This is a genomic window from Paenibacillus sp. FSL P2-0089 (assembly GCF_038595095.1).
Lineage (GTDB): Bacteria > Bacillota > Bacilli > Paenibacillales > Paenibacillaceae > Paenibacillus_AQ > Paenibacillus_AQ silagei.
The window spans coordinates 4,091,796-4,110,229 of record NZ_CP152006.1; the positions used below are offsets into that span (position 1 = coordinate 4,091,796).

14 protein-coding genes are annotated in these 18,434 nt (G+C 53.2%); 4 read left to right on the forward strand and 10 right to left on the reverse strand.

Annotated elements, in window-relative coordinates:
• Nucleotides 1–125 precede the first annotated feature (125 nt).
• Genes NST69_RS16965 through NST69_RS16975 form a run of 3 tightly spaced genes read right to left on the reverse strand, consistent with a single transcriptional unit; the run spans nucleotide 126 to nucleotide 3,096 of the window.
• Complete coding sequence (locus tag NST69_RS16965) at nucleotides 126–356, reverse strand: hypothetical protein (protein WP_342546401.1); 231 nt, start codon at nucleotides 354–356, stop codon at nucleotides 126–128.
• Between the two features lie 6 nt (nucleotides 357–362).
• Nucleotides 363–1,586, reverse strand: coding sequence for a Ger(x)C family spore germination protein (locus NST69_RS16970; protein ID WP_342546403.1), 1,224 nt, complete (start codon nucleotides 1,584–1,586; stop codon nucleotides 363–365).
• Nucleotide 1,587: 1 nt separating this feature from the next.
• The gene (locus NST69_RS16975; protein WP_342546405.1) at nucleotides 1,588–3,096 is read right to left on the reverse strand and encodes a spore germination protein; all 1,509 of its coding nucleotides are present in this window, start codon (nucleotides 3,094–3,096) and stop codon (nucleotides 1,588–1,590) included.
• Nucleotides 3,097–3,272: 176 nt separating this feature from the next.
• Here NST69_RS16975 and NST69_RS16980 point away from each other — a divergent pair, with 176 nt between their 5' ends.
• Nucleotides 3,273–4,373 (forward strand): endospore germination permease, encoded by a 1,101-nt coding sequence (locus tag NST69_RS16980; RefSeq protein ID WP_342546406.1) that lies wholly within the window; start codon nucleotides 3,273–3,275, stop codon nucleotides 4,371–4,373.
• Nucleotides 4,374–4,382: 9 nt separating this feature from the next.
• Here the strand turns inward: NST69_RS16980 and NST69_RS16985 are convergent, their stop codons facing one another.
• Nucleotides 4,383–5,990 carry a glycoside hydrolase family 43 protein gene (locus NST69_RS16985; RefSeq protein ID WP_342546407.1) on the reverse strand — a complete coding sequence of 536 codons (1,608 nt, stop codon included), beginning with the start codon at nucleotides 5,988–5,990 and terminating at the stop codon, nucleotides 4,383–4,385.
• 162 nt (nucleotides 5,991–6,152) lie between these two features.
• Between NST69_RS16985 and NST69_RS16990 the strand changes: the two genes are divergently transcribed.
• Together NST69_RS16990 and NST69_RS16995 are read left to right on the forward strand one after the other, a co-directional pair.
• Nucleotides 6,153–7,013, forward strand: a complete 861-nt coding sequence (locus tag NST69_RS16990) for an AraC family transcriptional regulator (RefSeq protein ID WP_339310082.1) — start codon at nucleotides 6,153–6,155, stop codon at nucleotides 7,011–7,013.
• Nucleotides 7,014–7,115: 102 nt separating this feature from the next.
• The gene (locus tag NST69_RS16995; RefSeq protein ID WP_342546410.1) at nucleotides 7,116–8,222 is read left to right on the forward strand and encodes a glycoside hydrolase family 88 protein; all 1,107 of its coding nucleotides are present in this window, start codon (nucleotides 7,116–7,118) and stop codon (nucleotides 8,220–8,222) included.
• A gap of 288 nt (nucleotides 8,223–8,510) precedes the next feature.
• On the opposite strand, the gene NST69_RS17000 is transcribed toward NST69_RS16995, so the two are convergent.
• Nucleotides 8,511–10,628 carry a glycoside hydrolase family 52 protein gene (locus tag NST69_RS17000; RefSeq protein ID WP_342546411.1) on the reverse strand — a complete coding sequence of 706 codons (2,118 nt, stop codon included), beginning with the start codon at nucleotides 10,626–10,628 and terminating at the stop codon, nucleotides 8,511–8,513.
• A 176-nt stretch (nucleotides 10,629–10,804) separates the two neighbouring features.
• Between NST69_RS17000 and NST69_RS17005 the strand changes: the two genes are divergently transcribed.
• The gene (locus NST69_RS17005; protein WP_342546413.1) at nucleotides 10,805–11,791 is read left to right on the forward strand and encodes an AraC family transcriptional regulator; all 987 of its coding nucleotides are present in this window, start codon (nucleotides 10,805–10,807) and stop codon (nucleotides 11,789–11,791) included.
• A gap of 44 nt (nucleotides 11,792–11,835) precedes the next feature.
• Here NST69_RS17005 and NST69_RS17010 read toward each other — a convergent pair whose 3' ends face one another.
• The 5 genes from NST69_RS17010 to NST69_RS17030 form a co-directional block, all read right to left on the reverse strand.
• Nucleotides 11,836–12,672, reverse strand: coding sequence for a carbohydrate ABC transporter permease (locus NST69_RS17010; RefSeq protein ID WP_211720010.1), 837 nt, complete (start codon nucleotides 12,670–12,672; stop codon nucleotides 11,836–11,838).
• Between the two features lies 1 nt (nucleotide 12,673).
• The gene (locus NST69_RS17015; protein WP_039294669.1) at nucleotides 12,674–13,612 is read right to left on the reverse strand and encodes a sugar ABC transporter permease; all 939 of its coding nucleotides are present in this window, start codon (nucleotides 13,610–13,612) and stop codon (nucleotides 12,674–12,676) included.
• An 84-nt stretch (nucleotides 13,613–13,696) separates the two neighbouring features.
• Nucleotides 13,697–15,049 (reverse strand): extracellular solute-binding protein, encoded by a 1,353-nt coding sequence (locus NST69_RS17020; RefSeq protein ID WP_342546416.1) that lies wholly within the window; start codon nucleotides 15,047–15,049, stop codon nucleotides 13,697–13,699.
• Between the two features lie 240 nt (nucleotides 15,050–15,289).
• Complete coding sequence (locus NST69_RS17025; protein ID WP_342546418.1) at nucleotides 15,290–16,618, reverse strand: ABC transporter substrate-binding protein; 1,329 nt, start codon at nucleotides 16,616–16,618, stop codon at nucleotides 15,290–15,292.
• A 37-nt stretch (nucleotides 16,619–16,655) separates the two neighbouring features.
• Entirely contained in the window at nucleotides 16,656–18,425 is a 1,770-nt protein-coding gene (locus tag NST69_RS17030; RefSeq protein WP_342546420.1) for a sensor histidine kinase, read from the reverse strand.
• Nucleotides 18,426–18,434 lie beyond the last annotated feature (9 nt).

Consider the following 18,434-nt stretch of genomic DNA (forward strand, 5'->3'; position numbering starts at 1 on the left):
CACACATCATACGACTATAAACTCAATTCGTCAATCTCAATTCGACATTTACGAAAAATACCCGCTGCATGCCAAATAGCAGGCCTTCAACGAGAAGACCTGCCAGGATGTTCCGAACCCTTGGATCAGAACCATGAAGATACCAGATCATTGATCGGCTTGTAGATGAATATAATCAGCAGCAGCGGGCTGGGAACCTGGATTTTGAGCAGCGTGCATATCGTGGCCGCCATTCCGCCGATCCAGAGCAGACCCCAGATCACACGATCACGCCGCTTCTGCCTGCCCTTCAGGGAGGACAGATCCATGGCTGCACAGCCTGCGGCAATCAGAGCAAACATCAGCACCAGCAGCATACAGCCTCACTCCTTAATATCTTGAAGAAATGAATTATCAATCGTACCGATCCGGTTGATCGTCACACTGGCCTCGTAATGGACAGGCAGGGTCTTGAGATAGCCTTCTCCCTTCCGTTCCTTCAGCCTCTCCCATGCCTTGGGGCTCTTACGGTAAATGGATTGGCCGAAGCCGAAGATATCCACATTGAACTGCTTGCTGATTCCATCTACAGCATCTTTCATCCGGTTGACAACCCGGTCTTCTGTCACCTCTTCAAGTAATTTGATCTTGTCCTCCGTATCCAGCTTATAATCACCTTCAATCTCCTCCACATTGCATAGAGCTTCCGTGCTCAAATAAATATGCGGCTCGCCGTCTATGATTTTCACCTTTCGGCTGGTAGCGGAGGTAAGCGCCTCGATAATGATCCGAGTTCCGTGTTCGTCTTTGAAGTTCCCCGTATTTTTGGTGACATTATCAGTCACATAGTTGAAGCCAACCGTTAAGTCATCATCTATCCAGCCGATCAGCCGGTCCTTTTTGAATACAGCGACACTCTCATACCGGAGTTTCGTTCTCGGGTCTGTCTGCTCAACATTGGTTTTCTCACTGCCCGCCTCTGGATCACCCAGCACCTCTACTCCAGTCAACACCGGATTCTCTCCTTGGTAGAGCAGGTCCTCGATGAATTTATCCAGCGTGACCGCGACGGTCTTGGAAGAGATCCTGTAGGACTTGTCGAGGGAACTAAATAATTTAGTAGCCGGCAGCCGGTCCAGCGGGGTCAGCACCTTCAGAACATTCTCGGCGGTCGTCTTCCGCGCAACCATCACATAGAAGTCCATGCGCGGCTCCCGGCTTCTTTTGATCACATCCAGCGTCTCACCCACCCCTTCGCGCGCCAGCTCTTCTCCAATCACGAGTACCCGGATATGGCCCATATATGGGGAACGGGAGCTGATCAGATTGAACTTGCGGAGGGATTCATAGATCGTTGGCACGTTAAAATTATACACTACTACGGGAACCCCGCTCCCCCCTGTTCCCCCCGCATTCTGTGAAGAGATAGAGGAGGGGATGACCACCTGCATCGTTACGTTGTAGCCTTTCTCCGCTTTATCAAGGCCCAGCGCCAGCACAAAAGCCAATTCATTCAGCTCCTTCCTCTCCCAGCACCCGCTAAGCAATAGCGAAAGCAGCAGCAGGGGAAGGCAAGCAGCGACGGCTCTCTTTATACGGCTTGTCATATCAGGAACCTCCGCGTTTGGATCTGTTCTGGCGATACAGATTCTGGGTTCTATTCTCTTGCGGTCTTGTTCTCAGGAACGGCCAGGGGAACCTGAAGATCGAATCCTTAAGGTCTGCCGGCCGGAAGGGCCCCAGCGGACTCATATAAGGAACGCCGAAGGAGCGCAGGCTGACGAGATGCAGCACCACTAAGAATACTCCGCACAATATTCCGTACAGCCCCATGAACCCGGCCAGTGCAATCAGGAAAAACCGGATGATGCGTGCAGCGATGGACATCCCGGCTTCGGGAATCACAAAGCTTGAGATTGCTGTTATGGATACAATGATAACCATAGCTGAGGAGATGAATCCCGCCGCAACCGCTGCTTGCCCGATGACCAGCGTACCGACGATAGAGACAGCCTGGCCCACGTTTTTTGGAATCCGTACGCCTGCTTCCCGCAGAATCTCATAGGTTAATTCCATCATCAGCGCTTCGACAAAAGTCGGAAACGGCACCGTCTCCCGCTGGGCCGCCAGGCTGATCACCAGATTGGTCGGGATCATCTCCTGATGAAAGGTGGTTATAGCTACATAGAACGCAGGGGCAAACAAGGTGATAAAAAAAGATAGAAACCGGATGAACCGCAGCAGGGTAGAAATATCCGCCCGCTGATAATAATCCTCCGCCGACTGAAAGAACGAGACAAATACGGTTGGGGCCAGCAGCACAAAAGGCGTACCGTCAACCAGGATAGCCACCTTCCCTTCCAGGATGCCCGCCGCAATGGTATCCGGCCGGTCACTGTTATAGATCGTGGGGAAGGGAGTTGCCACCTTATCCTGAATGAATTCCTCGATATAGCCACTCTCCAGAATACTATCTGTATCAATGCTGTTCAGGCGCCGCTTCACCTCCTGCACCAGCTCTTTATTCGCAATGTGGCTGAGATACATAATCGAGACACTGGTCTGGGTGACGCGTCCGACCTGCATCGTCTCCAGCCACAATTGACTGTCTTTAATTTTGCGCCGGATTAGTGCGGTGTTGGTCCGCAGATTCTCGCTGAATCCCTCCATAGGTCCGCGGACCACAGACTGCGAGCTCGGCTCACTTACACCCCGGTCTTCCCAGCCGGGCAGCCCGATCCGCAGCGCTGATGCCGTCCCCTCCACCATCAGCATCACGTTGCCGGATAACAGGTCGTGTACGAACTTGGCGTAATCCTGAACCACGGTAAGATCACCGGCCATTAGCACACGGCTGGTTAAGATTTCTATTTTCTTATCCGGGTCCTGTTCTTCCAGAAGAGCCGAGGTCCGTCCCTCCTGAAGCGAATATAGAATCGAATTATGCAGCAGCTGATTATCTATCAGGCCATCAATATAAAAAATAGCCAGCTCTGTATGCTCTCCCAGCTTCAGCTGTTTTCTCACCAGGTCAGTGCTCTCGCCCAGCAGCTTGTACAGCTGTTCATTATTGACCTCCAGCCGGCTGGATAACTTCCCCTCCACCGCACTCTTCATCCGGGCCACTCCTCCTTCCCGTGAACCTTCTATTCAGGTTAGTTTGGTAGCATTGCTTGATAATTATTCCTCAAAATCAGATCCGTACTTGATTCACATAATTCTGGAAGGGGATGCCATACTAAGAGGGTTCCGGGTTCATAGGCCCTGGAGGTCACATGTAAAGGGGGATAGAGATGAGTATTGAAAAAGATCGGATCAGTACGGCACAGTTGGTAATCCTCGGTCTTTTCACCTTTATCGGTGATATGGCCCTGGTCTATCCTGCAGCCATGACTTCCGAAGCCCATCAGGATGCCTGGATCGCCGCCTTATTCAGTATTCCGCCGGGGATTGCACTAGTCTTCCTGTTTGTTGTAGTAGCAAATATCAGTCCGGACCAAAATATTATTGAGATCAGCCGGCAGGTGCTGGGGAAATGGCTAGGCAGCGCGGTAGGCGGGTACTATCTGTTCTTCTTCATCATCGCGGCCTCTACGTATGTCCGGGAAATTGAGGATTTCATGTGTACCCAGATCTACGAGGGAACTCCCGGCGGAGTCATCCGGTTCATGAGCATTGTTCTGCTGGTGTACGGTCTGCGTCTGGGGCTTGAGACGGTCGGCCGGGCAGCGCAGGTGTTCTTTCCGCTGTTTGCCTTATTCCTGGTGGCCCTGATGGTGCTCCTATTTCCGCAAGTCCAGCTGGAGCGTGTCTATCCTATGCTGACCACACCCCTGCCGGATATGCTGCATTCGATCATGATCGGTGTATTCTATCCCTTCGGAGAGATCTGCGTATTCTTCATGATCTACCCTTACACCCGCAAGAACAGTAAGATTAACCGTGATATCTTCATCGCGCTCTGCATAGGCTCCGTAGGTCTGAACCTGATTCTGTTTCTCTCGCTGACCGTTCTTGGCGTCTATTTCTCCGAGCATAATTTCTATGCCGCCTATATCCTGGCCCAAAAAATCAATATCGCCAACTTCTTGCAGCGGCTTGAAGCGCTGATGGCTACCGCCTGGATTATCACGACCTATTTCAAAACAGCACTCTACTTCTATGCCTTTGTGCTCGGAATGGCGCAAATATTCAAGCTGAAAAGCCACCGCCCTCTAATCTTCCCTGTCGCGTTCCTGATCTACGGACTTTCACAGCTCATCTCCAAGGACATCATCTTCTATGTCAAAGAAATCCCCCCTTACTGGGTGGACTGGAATTTAACCTATTCGCTCGCACTTCCACTGCTTATTCTCGTAGTACACAAAGTGAGGCAGCGGCGCGCTGCCTCCTAAGCTGTAGAGCTATAAGCTGTGCGGGGCTGATACGTCCAGGCCTATATATTCAAAGTAGTCAAAATACGCCGCTCTCGCCTGTTGATCCAGATCCTGCGCGCAGATCGCGGCATAAGAGCCCGTGAAGCCCAGCTTGCCGCCATGCTCATCCGAAAGGGTGCCGAAATCCAGCGGTGTACACATCGCTGTCCAGACCTCCCCGTCCCGGGAAGCGTAGAACATAATATCTCTGCCATGAACCTCTGCCTTCAAATAGTAACGCTCCCAGTCCTTCACCGAGATCTGCATGGAGGAGATTTCTGCATATTTACCGGCCTGGCACATTACAACGCCTAGAGCTACCCCTCTGAGTTCATCCGCAGTTACGCGCAGATAATAGTAATCCTTGTCATCATAGTAGAGCACCAGTCCAGCCATCTGCATGAAGCTGTCCGGCTTGTATTCCAGGCAGGTAGTCACGGTGCAGGCAAAATGCTGAATCGGCCTCCCGATCAGACTCTGGTCAAACAGCGATGCCAGGGATTCCCGGCCGCGGAGCCGCAGGAATCCGGGACGCTCCTGCAGGCTCACCCATGATTCATCGAACGGCACGCGCAGACTCTGGTAGGGATAACCCAGCACACGGCCGTCAAAATCATCCCGCTCCGGCAAGGCATCGAACGGGTGCGGGGGAAGCTCCGGCGCTTCGGACCGCAAGGCCGGCAGCTTCCCGCCGTGTGCCAGGCGCAGCCAGCCGTCCTCCGTCCATACGCAGCGCTGGATGGCCGTCTCCCGGCCCAGCGGATTCAGCTTGCCCGTTCCCGGGATCGGCCGGGTGCACAGATGAGCCATGTACCATTCCCCCGACTGCGTCTCCACCAGTGAGCCGTGCCCTGCCTGCTGGAAGGCATAGGTCAGATCATGAGCCGTAGTCATAACCGGGTAATCGGGATCGGTCTCATAAGGTCCGGTCAGGCTGCGGCTGCGCGCCATCGTGACCATATGATTCACTCCGGTGCCCCCTTCGGCAACCAGCAGATAGTAATAATCCCCGCGCTTGTACAATTGCGGTCCTTCCGTTACCCCTGTAGGAGTCCCCTGGTATATTTCATGAATAGGGCCGCTCAGCCTGCCGCTCTCAGGGTCATACTCCTGCATCACGATGCCGGAGAAATTGCTGTGATTCTGCCGGAAATCCCAGCGCATATTCAGCAGCCATTTACGTCCGTCACTGTCATGAAACAGGAACGGGTCAAACCCGCTGCCGTTCAGCCGTACCGGCGGACTCCAGGGTCCTTCAAGACTGGCAGCAGTGATCAAATAGTTATGCAGATCCTTATATACACTCGAGCGGGACTTCACATCCGTAAACAGCAAGTAATACAAGCCGTTATCGTAGGATATTGCCGGTGCCCAGATGGAGCCGGAGCTTCCGTTGCCGCGCAGGTCCACCTGTGAGGTCTCGGTCAGCACACGGGTAAGCGTATGCCAGTGCACCAGATCACGGGAATGATGAATCTCCACACCGGGGAACCATTCGAAGGTTGAGGTTGCGATATAATAATCATCACCCACCCTGAGGAAGGACGGATCGGGATGAAAGCCGGTCAGCACCGGATTGACAATAATTGGAGCCATAAATATTACCCCCTGGTCAATGTAAATTACAGATTGAATTGTACCTCTTGGATTCTATTGAAGAATCCCCATTTTTATTGTAGCTCCTAAGGGAGCGGAAAGTTATAATGAGTTATAATAAAATGTTTGTATTTTGTCTTGTTGGAGGCGTCATAGAGTGTTATGAAACAGCTATTCGAACCTGTTCTGTTTGCGAACCGGCAGTCTCTGATCTGGGACTACCGCATCTATACCGACGACCATTACAAGGGATACTACCACTGGCATCAGTGCTGTGAGATCATGTTCGTGCACGGCGGGCAGGGCAGCATTGTTGTGAATCAGCAGATGTATGATATCCGGCCGGGCATGCTTTTCTTTTTCCAGCCGTATCAGCTGCACCGGATCTATTCAGAAGTATCACCAGCTTGTCCATTCGTACGCACGATCTTCTATCTCGATCCCCATATGGCCGAGAATCTGCTGCAGGGCTTCAGCAAGCGTAAGGCATTATTCGCTGCTCTCTGGCAGGGGGACAACCCGTATTGCGGCTTTGATCTTCGTGACCGGATTGAAACCATAGAATGGTTCTACCAGAATTACAATGAGTTAAGGATGAAATCGTCTGAGGAAGACCCTGAGGATATCACGATGCTGCTCCTGCAGCTGCTCAGCTGCCTGGGAACAGGTGGGCAGTCACTGATCCATACCGGAGAACGGCGGAATCTCCGCTATTCGGAGCAGATTATGAACTGGATCGAGGCGCATTATCAGGAAGAGGTGAATCTGGATCAGCTTGCGGAGGAGACTCATCTCTCGAAATCCTATGTCTCGCGGATCTTTCATCAGGAAACAGGCGGCCGACTGGTCGACTATCTTACCGCCAGGCGGCTCAAGCAGGCCTGCCGGCTGCTCGGAACTACCGATATGCCTGTAGAGCAGATCGGCATCGCCGTCGGATTCCCGAACGCCTCCTATTTCAACCAGCTGTTCAAGCGGGTCCTCGGGACCACTCCGCTGAGGTACCGGAAAGGGAACCTGTAGGTAAATGACAATTTAACAATATTTCTTCATATCAAAGTGCAACTTTCTATAACCATATGACGCTATACTGAGGCCATATTCTAATTAATGGAGGCATCAGTGATGAGTACAGCATATTGGCAGGAAGTTATGAACCGGCTGGATACGAAGGTTACGCGGATGATCGGGCAGATCGGCGGGAAATGTCCGCATTTCGCCGGAGAAGACGGTAAGTTCGATGATATCGCCTCCGACTGGTGGACAACCGGCTTCTGGCCGGGGATGCTCTGGATTATGCATGATATGACCGGCAAGGACCACTATAAGGATGCGGCCTGGCCCTGGGATGAGACACTGGAGCAATGGTTCGTTAAGCCGACCGTGGAGCTGCATCATGATGTTGGTTTTCAGTTCCTGCCTACAGCCGTAATCAAGAACGTTCTGACCGGGGATGAAGATGGCCTGCGCCGGGGTCTTGAGGCGGCTAACTTCCTGGCTGCACGTTATAATCCGGTTGGCAGGTTCATCCGCGCCTGGAATGAGGACAAACACGGCTGGGTGATTATCGACTGCATGCTGAACATTTCCCTCCTGTTCTGGGCCAGCAAGGTGACTGGCGATCCGCGCTATAGACATATTGCGGTCAGCCATGCGGAGACTGCGATGCAGTATGGTGTACGGAAGGATGGATCGACCAAGCATATCCTCTCCTTCGATGCCGAGACTGGCGCATATATCGAGAATTTCGGCGGTCAGGGCTATTCCGCGGAATCCTGCTGGAGCCGGGGGGCTGCCTGGGGACTGTACGGCTTCATTAATACTTACCGCCACACCGGAGATGAACGTTTCCTGAATACTTCGAAGCGGATTGCCCATTATTTCATCTCTGCCCTTCCGGAGGATCATGTGCCTTACTGGGACTTCCGGCTGGCAGACGACAAGAGGATGTTCAGAGACAGCTCCGCTGCATCCATCGCGGCATCAGGCTTACTGGAGCTGGCTGACATCGTGCCGCTTGGCGAGAAAAGCCTGTACGCAAATGCGGCAGAGCGGATTCTGCGTTCACTGACCGAGAACTATGCCACCTGGGACCAGCCGGAGCATGAAGCGATTCTGCTTCATGGTGCAGGCAGCGGCGACTCCTTCATTGATGTATCGCTGATCTACGGTGACTATTACTATGTCGAGGCTGTCGCCAAGCTGAACGGCTGGAAGCATCGTATTTTCTAGTCTGGTAATGGCATAACAACAAACAGCGGACCTCCCTATCCTTGGGGATTCGCACATAATACAAACAGCGAACCCCCGCATCCGGGAGGCTCGCTGTTTGTATTTTTAAACTTATGCTTCTTGAAAACTCACCCTTTAATCCTGCGTATCCACATCTGCGCTTCAAAATCCTGCAAAGAATGCAACTTAGCTACTGATAACAGTATCCTTATTTCAACAATGTTGAATAAAAAGCACTATTTCTCATAATGTTTAACACGTTCCCCCGCTTATGCGCCGTCCGAATGATTACCCCCGCTGCTCATCCAGCCACAGAATAGCCGTCACACCGCGCGGATAATATTTGCTGCCGGTGATCTTGCCGGAGATAATCTGGTCGCTCCAGCTCCAGACCGAGAGCTGCGGATGCGTAAGCCAGCTTACATGTGCCGAATCGGCTGCATGGCCTTTGTCCCCCCACTCCAGACCGAGAATTTGTCTGGCGATGAACTGGCAGAGATAAATCTTGCTCAGCCAGCTGTTGTTGCTGGTGGAGGAGATTTTCCAGCCGCCGTCTTCGAACAGGCACACCCCTTCCACAAGCACGGCTTCAAGATGAGTGTCCAGCGCCGCAATATATTCGCTGAACCGTCCACCACGCTCCAGAGCTTCCTTGCAGCCGGTGAAGTAAGGGAACACGAGGCCTTCAATCGCCGGAATAATCTTCGAGTCATTGCCTTCTCCGATTACAGCCGGGATATAGCCGCCCTCGGTAACACTGCCCACAATGGTTGCTGCGCAGAGCTCTGCCTGTCTGCCGGCAGTCTGTGACAGCTCCGTATTGCCGTTATCGCGGAAAATCTTCTCCATCGCCAAATATGCTGCCCAGCACTTACCCGCCAGGTAAATATTGTTGCGCGCCTGGCCCAGTGACACATCCAGACTGTCGTACGTAGTAATCTCCGCACCGCCCATGGTCCGTGAGCTGTCGAGCGCCATCACACCGTTGCGTTTCGCCGGGTCCGGATGATCCCGGTTGAGCATACTTTGCAGGCAGCTCTCCAGTACCGTCAGATTGCGCTCCATCCAGCTGCGGTCGCCCGTGTGCTCCACATAGGTTGCTGCAGTGAGAATCCAGTTGACCAATTGCTCGTGAGTCATATGCGAGAAGCAGCCGTCAATGCCGTACAGCTCATAGGAGGAATACCCCGGGCGCGACACGGCGTTGGCTACTCCCATATCATGCGTGAAGCTAAGTCCGCCCGGATATTCGGTGCTATCTCCCGGGAAACGGACGGTGTCCACATAACTGAACCGGTCCACGAACATATCCAGCTCATTGCGTACGGTCCACGGGTTCATCTTCAGCTCGTAGAACAGCTGGTCTACCGTAAGGTCGAAGGTGTTCATCATCCGGTATTCGCCTTCGTTGACGACCCAGAATGGCTGGCCTTTGTACTCCAAGAGTTCGGTGGAGCCGTAATAGCTGCGGATGGCGTGAGCAAGCATGAAGGTCTGATCTTCGCTGAGCCCTGTTCCTTCCAGCATGGAGTTAGCCTGCATGGCCTGCTGCTTCAGCTGATCGAAATGGGACAGCGCATATTCCGCTACCGCCTCTACATTGCTGTAATAACGGTTATAGTAATAACTGGCATCCATCCCCGAGGTCACATAGCCGGACCGGTGGAAGCAGACTGCGAAGCGGTAGACCTTCCGTTCACCCGCAGGTACATCCATGATAAGTGCACCCACTTGACCCAGCCCGAAGGTCCAGTTCTCCTCCAGCTCCGCAGTGAGTATATCCTCCATAGTGAAGTGCATGGCGGACTTGATGCTTCCCTGCTTCGCGGCGATCGCCAGGAACCGGCCCTGGCCGACACCCGTCAGATCCTCCTTGCCTCCATCGAATCTTCTAAGGGCGCTATACGGGTCATTCCCCTGGAAGCCGAAGAAAGCACGGCGCGCAGAACTGCCCGCTGTGTTATCGACTTCAAGCTCTACCAGCACGGCTGGCAACAGCACTTCCTTCAGCTCTGCATCCGAGGCCGTCTCCGGGTCCGGCACCGGCCGCACTGGTGACAGAATGCGGAAGGTCAGATCCCCCGCCTGCCAGCTGTCCGTACCCAGCCGGAAATCACGGGTGATCTCTTCGTCCGCATAATGATACAGAACCTGCGGCTTATCCGGGTTCGGATCAGGATTCTCGATGTCATAGCGCTTACTCTCATCGTCACTGCCCTGCTCATGGAAAGGCAAGGTATCGAAGCCGCGGCCATCCTTGCGTTCCAGGCCAATATATACATTCTGTCTCGGCGGCTTACCCGCTTCCAGGTCGAAACCGCCGGACGCTCCCTTAAACCCTAAAGTGAAGCTGGAAAAAGAACCAATCGGTGAATGATGGGCATTAAAAAACTGATTTGTTGGCATAACGTAAATGCACTCCCTCCAGGCTGTGTCCCGGCAGTTCCGGGATCATAGCTCTATGTTAGCTCCGGCCCGGCTTATGCAACAGGCGTAAAGCCGCCAATTATTTGGACAAATCAATCGGACGCGGCGGCCTATGTTATAATAGAGCCAACTTTTAGTGAAAAAGAGGCCTGAGTATGAACGCATTAGATCCCGGAACACAGCATTCCATGGACGGCCGTATGTCCCCGGATATACAGGCTGCCTTCCATATATTCGCTGCCCACTGGCGCAAGGTGAACAAGGAGTGGCAATATCCGGCGCACACCCATCCGATGTTCGAGATCAATATCGTCCTGCAGGGTTCGCAGCAAATGACCGTAGGCGGGCAGTCTTACATCCAGCACAGCGGCGACATTCTGTTCATCCGCCCAAGTGTCCTGCATTCCAGCCTGGGTACGGTTTCAGAGGATGAAATGACCTATTATTGCCTGCATTTCGACATTGATGATCTGGTCCTGCGCCGCTCCCTGATGACGATGGACACTGTCAGCCTAAGCGGTGACACTCCGGAGCTGCAGGCGATCCGTTCTTCGCTCGATGCCATTATCAGCTCGACGATCCTCCCTGATGCCAGCGATACCCAGCGGGGCAGGCTGGTGACGCTCAATGCTTCGCTGCAGCTGTTCACCGCACTCAGCAGCTGGGTGCTGGCTGCATTGTCCTCCCCTGCCCGGAGCACCCTGCCGGGCGTTACGGAGAAAACCGTTGCCCTGGCGAATGCCATTGAAGGACTGCTCCAGGAATCCGTATTCACCGCTGCGGCAACCGGCAGCCGGGGCGGAAGCATCGAAGACATCGCCGCAAAGCTTGGCTATAGCCCGAGTCACTGTAACCGCGCCTTCCGGCAAATCTACGGACTGCCGCCGAGGCAGTATCTCTCTGACCTGATTATCCGCCATGCCAAGCTGCTCCTGCTGGATAACAGCCTGTCGGTGGAGAGTATCGCCTACAGGCTCGGCTACCGTGATGTCTCCCATTTCAGCAAGCAGTTCAAGCGCTGGACCGGCCTGCCGCCCATGGGCTACCGCCAGCTAACGGAGGAACCGGGGAAGACAGACGGCAAAGCGTTATCCGCTACTGCGCAGGAAATTATAACAAAAACTCCGCAAACCATTATATAATGGCCTGCGGAGTTTTTTATTCTCCCCCAGAAGACACAGACCTCTTACCCCTTGGTGGCCCCTGAGGCAATCCCCTTAACGAAATACTTCTGCAGGAAGATAAATACGATCAGCACAGGCACGACCGACATGGCGGTTCCGGCAAAAATCATATCCCAGCGCGAGGAGAATTCCCCGATATACCGGTAGATTTCTACAACCATTGTCTTAGCCTGGCCTGAAGGCAGAACCAGCATCGGCATCAGGAAGTCATTCCAGATCCCCAGACCGTTCAGCACCACCATACTTGCCGTAACCGGCCCGAGCAGCGGGAAGACGATCCTCCAGAAAATCCCGTAGCGGGAGCACCCGTCAATCTCTGCGGCCTCTTCAATCTCCCGTGGAATACCTTTGACGAAGCTGGTATAGAGCAGGCATCCGAAGCCTACAGCACCGGCGACATAGATCATGATAGGTCCCGCCAGACTGCCGTACAGGCCGAGTATTCTCAGCTCTTTGAACAGCGGAATCATATACGCCTGGAACGGAATCATCATCCCGGCCAGGAAATAGATGAAGACCAGCCGCGTCCAGCGGGCATTTCTGCGTTCAATCGCGTAACCTGCCATCGGAATAATCAGCACCTGGGCAACAATCGCCACAACGGTCAGAATCAGGCTGTTAAGTATCGCACGCGGAAATTCGGTCTCTGTGAGCAGATATTTGAAGCTGTCTAAATACAGTGTCTTCGGAAGAGCAACCGCATCGCGCATAATCTCGGCGTTGCTTTTGAATGCGGACATCAGATTAAAGAAGATCGGGAAGAAAAAAACAACCGCCACCAGGAGCGTAATGACAAACAGGACAATTTCAGTGATTCTCCGCTTGGTCTGCATCGTCATCTTAGAGCTGCACCTCCCGTTTCTGCAGGAATTTAACCTGGATGACCGTAATGATCAGAATAATCAGGAACAGAACCATAGCCAGCGCCGTGCCGAACCCTTGTCTCAGCTCCCCGAAGCCTACTTTGTAGATAATATAAGTTAATGTCTCTGTCTCAAAACCCGGGCCGCCGTCGGTCATTACGGCAATCTGGTCAAATATCTTCAGCGCACTGATCATAGAGAGCACCATACACACGGTCATCGAACCCGCAAGCAGCGGGAACGTAATATGCCGGAACTGCTGCCAGCCGCCTGCGCCGTCAATGCTGGCCGCTTCATTAAGCTCCTGCGGAATACCCTGCAGTCCGGCCAGATAGATGATCATATAATAGCCCGCGCCCTTCCAGACCGTGGACAAAATAATCGACAGCATAGCGTATTTCGGATTACCCAGCCAGTCCACGATATAATCGCCCAAACCGACGGAGGTCAGGATCTGGTTAAACACGCCGAAGTTGTAATTCAGAATCATTGCCCAGACAAAACCCATAACGATCCCGCTGAGCAGGGTCGGGAAATAGAAGATACTTCTGAATAAATTGCGGAACCAGCGTACCTTGTCAACCATTAAGGCCATCGCGATTGCAGCAATGTTCTCAAGCAGAACCAGCGTAATTGTCATAACCAGAGTGTTCTTCAGGGCGTTCTGCACCCGCGGACTCTGGAAGATCTCGACGAAATTGGCGAATCCGATATACCGGATATCACTGCTGATCCCATCCCATGATGTGAAGCTTAGGTAGACGCTGCCTGCTGTAGGGACAATGACAAACAGTGTGTATAAAAGGAATGACGGCAGGATGAACAACAGCGCGTAGGACTGCCATTTTTTCTTTTTCTTGCCTGGCTTCTCTGCGGCTATAAAAGACTTGTCTGTATTCACAATGGATGTAGCCATGGTTCCTCTCCCCTCCCTGGGACGCGCTTGTCTAGATAAGAGGAACCTCTGCCGGAGCAGAGGTTTCCTTCCGGCGCTTTTTATTTACAGCGAATTGGCTTTGACCTGATTGTCGTATTCGGCGTCGGCCTTTTTCATATATTCGGTTACGTCGGCATCGTTCACCACCATATCCTGGAGCAGCTTATAGTACCAGTTGCGGAATTGAGGAGGAATAAGGTTATCGCCCCACCAGTTGTTGATGGCCAGAGACTTGGTGACACCCGTGTCCGCAATAAGATCCAGGGCAACCTGCATTTGCTCGCTGGTCTCATAGGTAACTTGCTCTTTGGTCGACGGGATGGCATTAATCGAAGCCAGGTAGACCGAGTATTGCTCGGGTGCAAAGAAGAAGCGGATAAAGTCTTTGATCGCTGCCGTCTTATCGGCATCCTTAGCGGCATCCGCGGATAACGACCAGCCGGCCGGTGACGGGAGACCGATGACATTCACTTTACCTTCGCGGTCCGGGATCGCGTAGAAGCCGAATTCGAAGCCTGGATCAGCTTCAGCAATCTGGGTAAACATCCAGGTGCCGGAATACAGCTGTGCGGCTTTGCCGGATACCAGAATCGACGCGGTCTGATTATCAGCGGTGCTCAGCCAGCCTTTGTCCACATAGTTCTTGAACAGCTCTTTGAAATCAGTCATGGCCTGGACTACAGCAGGATCTGCGAAGCTGACGGTCTTGGCCGTACGCTTGGCGTTCCAGTCCGGGTCTTTGCTGTAGACATCGTCAATCAGGAATTTATTGACCCAGAAGCCCATATGGAAGATATCCTTGCCGCCTACTACCAGCGGGGAGATACCTGTTGCTTTCAATTTTTCCTGGATGGCAATGAACTCGTCATAGGTTTTGGGAAGCTCGGTGATCCCGGCGTCCGCGTAGGCTTTTTTGCTGTAGATGATTCCCTGTGGCGCGTTGACCTGCATCGGAGCGTTCCATACTTTGCCGTCCACCTGCGGCGGCGATTCGAACAGATCCAGCAGATCGGCCGGAAGCTCTACAATTTTGCCGGCATCCGCGAATACCTGGGTGTCACGCATTTCCACCAGATCCGGGAATTCTCCTACCGCGTCCTTCGTCTTTAACCAGTCCAGATAAGCCGCCGATGAGGTTTCACTTAAGTCTTTGATGGTGACGTTAGGATTCGCTTCCATGAATTTCTTAACGGTATCGGCAATGGCTTTCTTGGTCGCCGGGTCACCTGATGCATAACCGATGGTGAAGCTGACGTCCTTCTTCGCAGCATCAGTAGCTGCAGCAGTCCTAGCCGGAGCTTCAGTCGCGGCTGCGTTGCCGCCGCTGGCCTTGTTATTGTTATTTCCGCCGCATGCGGTGAGTACAGTGGTCGCTGCGAGCAGCATGACGGATAATTTCGTAATGGTGTTCTTCATATCTTGAGTAACCTCCCCTTGGGTATACAGCCCGGAAGCTGGCGGCCCGATGTGCGCATCATCGCCCGTAAGCGTTTCCTTATGCTCCAAGAATAGCATTCAGCCCTCGGGGTTAGAATGAACTAATTTAAGAGGGAGGTGCGGTAAATTTAAGAAGATGTGCAACATGTAAATTCTTAATTCACAGCAAAAAACGAAGGTCCCAGAGACCTCCGTTCTTGCGCGGGCTATAGTGTAATGTCACTGCCAGTATTCCTGTACCTGCCTGTCATATTCAGTATCGGCCCGCTTCATATATTCCAGTACATCCCCGTCCTGAACAACCATTTCCTGCAGCAGCTTGTAGAACCAGTTACGGAACTGCGGAGGAATCAGGTTCTCTCCCCACCAGTTGTTGATCATCAGGGATTTGGTAACGGCCGGATCGGCCATCAGATCAAGCACCACCTGCATCTGTTCACCGGCTTCCCGCCTGAACTCCTGCCTGGTCGAAGGAACCGAATGAATCCGGCTCAGGAATGCGCCATAAGGCTCCGGTGAGAAAAAGAAGCGGATGAAGTCTTCGATCGCCTGCTTTTTGAGCGGCTCCTTGGCCGCCTGGGCAGACAGCGACCAGCCGGAGGGCGACTGCAGACCGACCACATTCAGCTTCCCTTGACGGTCCGGCACAGCATAGAAACCGAATTCGAAGCCCGGATCGGCTTCCTGGATCTGTGAGAACATCCAGGAGCCGGAGAACAGCTGGGCCGCCTTGCCGGATACCAGAATCGATGCCGTCTGGTTATCCCCTGTGCCCAGCCAGCCTGTATCCACATCATTCCTGAACAGCTGTTTGAAATCAGTCATGGCCCGGACTACATTGTCATCGGCGAAGCTAACCTCACCAGCCGTCCGCTTCGCGTTCCAGCCGGGATCAGCGGCATACACCTCATCTATCAGAAATTTATTAACCCAGAAGCCCATATGAAAAATATCCTTGCCGCCTACAACGAGCGGGGTGATCCCGCTTGCCCGCAGTCTGTTCTGGATCTCCAGAAACTCCTCGTAGGTTGCCGGAAGCGTCTTAATGCCTGCCTTGGCATAAGCCTTCTTACTATAAATAATGCCCTGCGGGGCAGAGACAAACAGCGGGGCATTCCACACCTTGCCGCCGATCTGCGGCGGCTGATCGAATAATTCCGCCAGTTCATCGGGGAGCGGAACGATCTTTTCCGCATCGGCGAAGGCCTCAGTATCCCTCATCTCTACCAGATCGGGGAACTCGCCCACGGCATCCTTAACCTTTAGCCAATCCAAATAAGCAGAGGAGCTTGTCTCACTGACATCCTGGACGATTATGTCCGGATTGGCCTGCATGAAGGCCTTAATGGTATCCCCGATAGCCTGCTTCGTCGCCGGATCACCGGAGGCATACCCTATAGTAAAGCTTATTTTACCGCTCTGGGATGGTGTATCCGGGTGGCTCCCCTGATCAACCGCCTGGCTCCCTCCGATTCCGCCTGATCCGGTTTTGCCTCCACAGCCGGACAGGATCAGCGCGGCCGCAAGCGACACTATTGTTATTTTCACACCTGATATCCTCGGCATTTGCACCCCTGTGACCTCCTCATTCTGTGATAACCGGGAATGTCAGCGTAATAGAGGTCCCGACATGCTCTCTGCTGTTCACAGACAGGCCATACCCCTCGCCGAAACTGGAGCGGATGCGCTCATGCACATTTTTCATGCCAACATTCTTGCTTGGGGCCTCCGGGTCTTCCAGAATCTTATTCATGCGGGACAGCGTCTCCCTGCTCATCCCCACGCCATCGTCATATATCGTTATCGCCAGCACTTGCTCTCTCCGTTCGACCGTAATGCCGACGGTTCCTCTTCCCTGCCCCCGCAGCCCATGCTGAACTGCATTCTCCACCATCGGCTGCAGGGACAGCTTCAGGATGGGCCAGTCCAGGTTAACATCTTGGGCAATATCCAGATGCAGCTCGAAGCGGTTCTCATACCGCACAGAAATGATATAGAAGTAATTCTGCAGATGGGCGAGCTCGCTGGCAAGGCTTACACGGTCTTCCCCGTAATCAATGACATACTTCAGCTCATTGGATAACGCCAGAATCATATCCGCCACCTCGCCCGCTTCCTTATCCACCGCGTTCATCCGGATCACCTCAAGGGTGTTGTACAGGTAATGGGGCCGGATCTGACTCTTCAGTGCATTCAGCTCGGTCTGCTTCTGCTTGATCTGGGCCACATAGGCCTCATCAATGTAGACCTGCAGCCGTTCCACCATCCGGTTGAACCCGTGGGCCAGCCTGCCCATCTCATCATTGCTGTTCACCGAGAGCTGGATATCCAGCTTGCCCGACTCCACCACCGCCATCTGCCGGATCAGCTCCCGGATGGGAGCGGCGAGACGTCTGGAGAACCAGGCCCCCATTACAACCATCACAAAGGCACACATGCCGATAGCGATATATACCGTTGCCCGGGCCGACAGCAGCTGCTCGAACAGGTTGCCGCGGTGGATTTTGGCGATAACCTGGCCATTCAAAAAAGGGATCGGCTCACTGAGCACAATCATCTCATTGTTAGTTAGCTCAGCAGCCCCAGCTCCCGCCGCACCCGCAGGCTGGTTGCTGAAATACGTCCGACCCTCTCCGTCCAGCAGGTACAGCTCATCCTTCTCCCCGAGACTCAGCTCACGGAAGAACTGCTGGAATAACGAGGTATCAATATCGAGGAAAAGCGTTCCGACTACCTTGGGCTCTTTGGTCACGCGCCCGGAGGTATCAATCAGGCTGCGCCCGATCGTGAACACCCTGCGGTCCGAGCCATAGAAATAACTGTCCTGATGAGTCGGGAAAATAGCCACCTTCGCAGGATCACCTGCCATAGCGGACAGCCACTCCGCACTCGGAACCGTCTCCATATTCAGCGACCGGTTGCCGCGCTCCTGAACATACAGCTTACCGTCAGACTGGCGGATAAACTGGACACTGGATATATAAGAATCACTGAATAGAATCGTCTTCAGGAAGGATTCTATCGGAATGGTGTTGATTCTCTCCAGCTCATTCACATTCTGTGTCTGATTCTGCGAATAGCTCTCGATGAACCCTTCATAACGCCCTGTATACATTAATTTGGATACTTCATTATACTGATTGAATGCTGAATTCAGATTATAGCTCATATAGAGCACCATTTGCTGCAGATTGCTGGTGGTATACCGCTCCACATAACCCGAGAAGGTCTGGACGGAGAAGAAGCTCAGCGCAAAGAGCGGAATCAGCCCGACCAGCAGGAAGGATGCAGAAAATTTAACAAAAATACTCTTCGGTCCCCGTCCCCAGACCGGCACAGGCCATCGTCTTGTCACTCTATGATC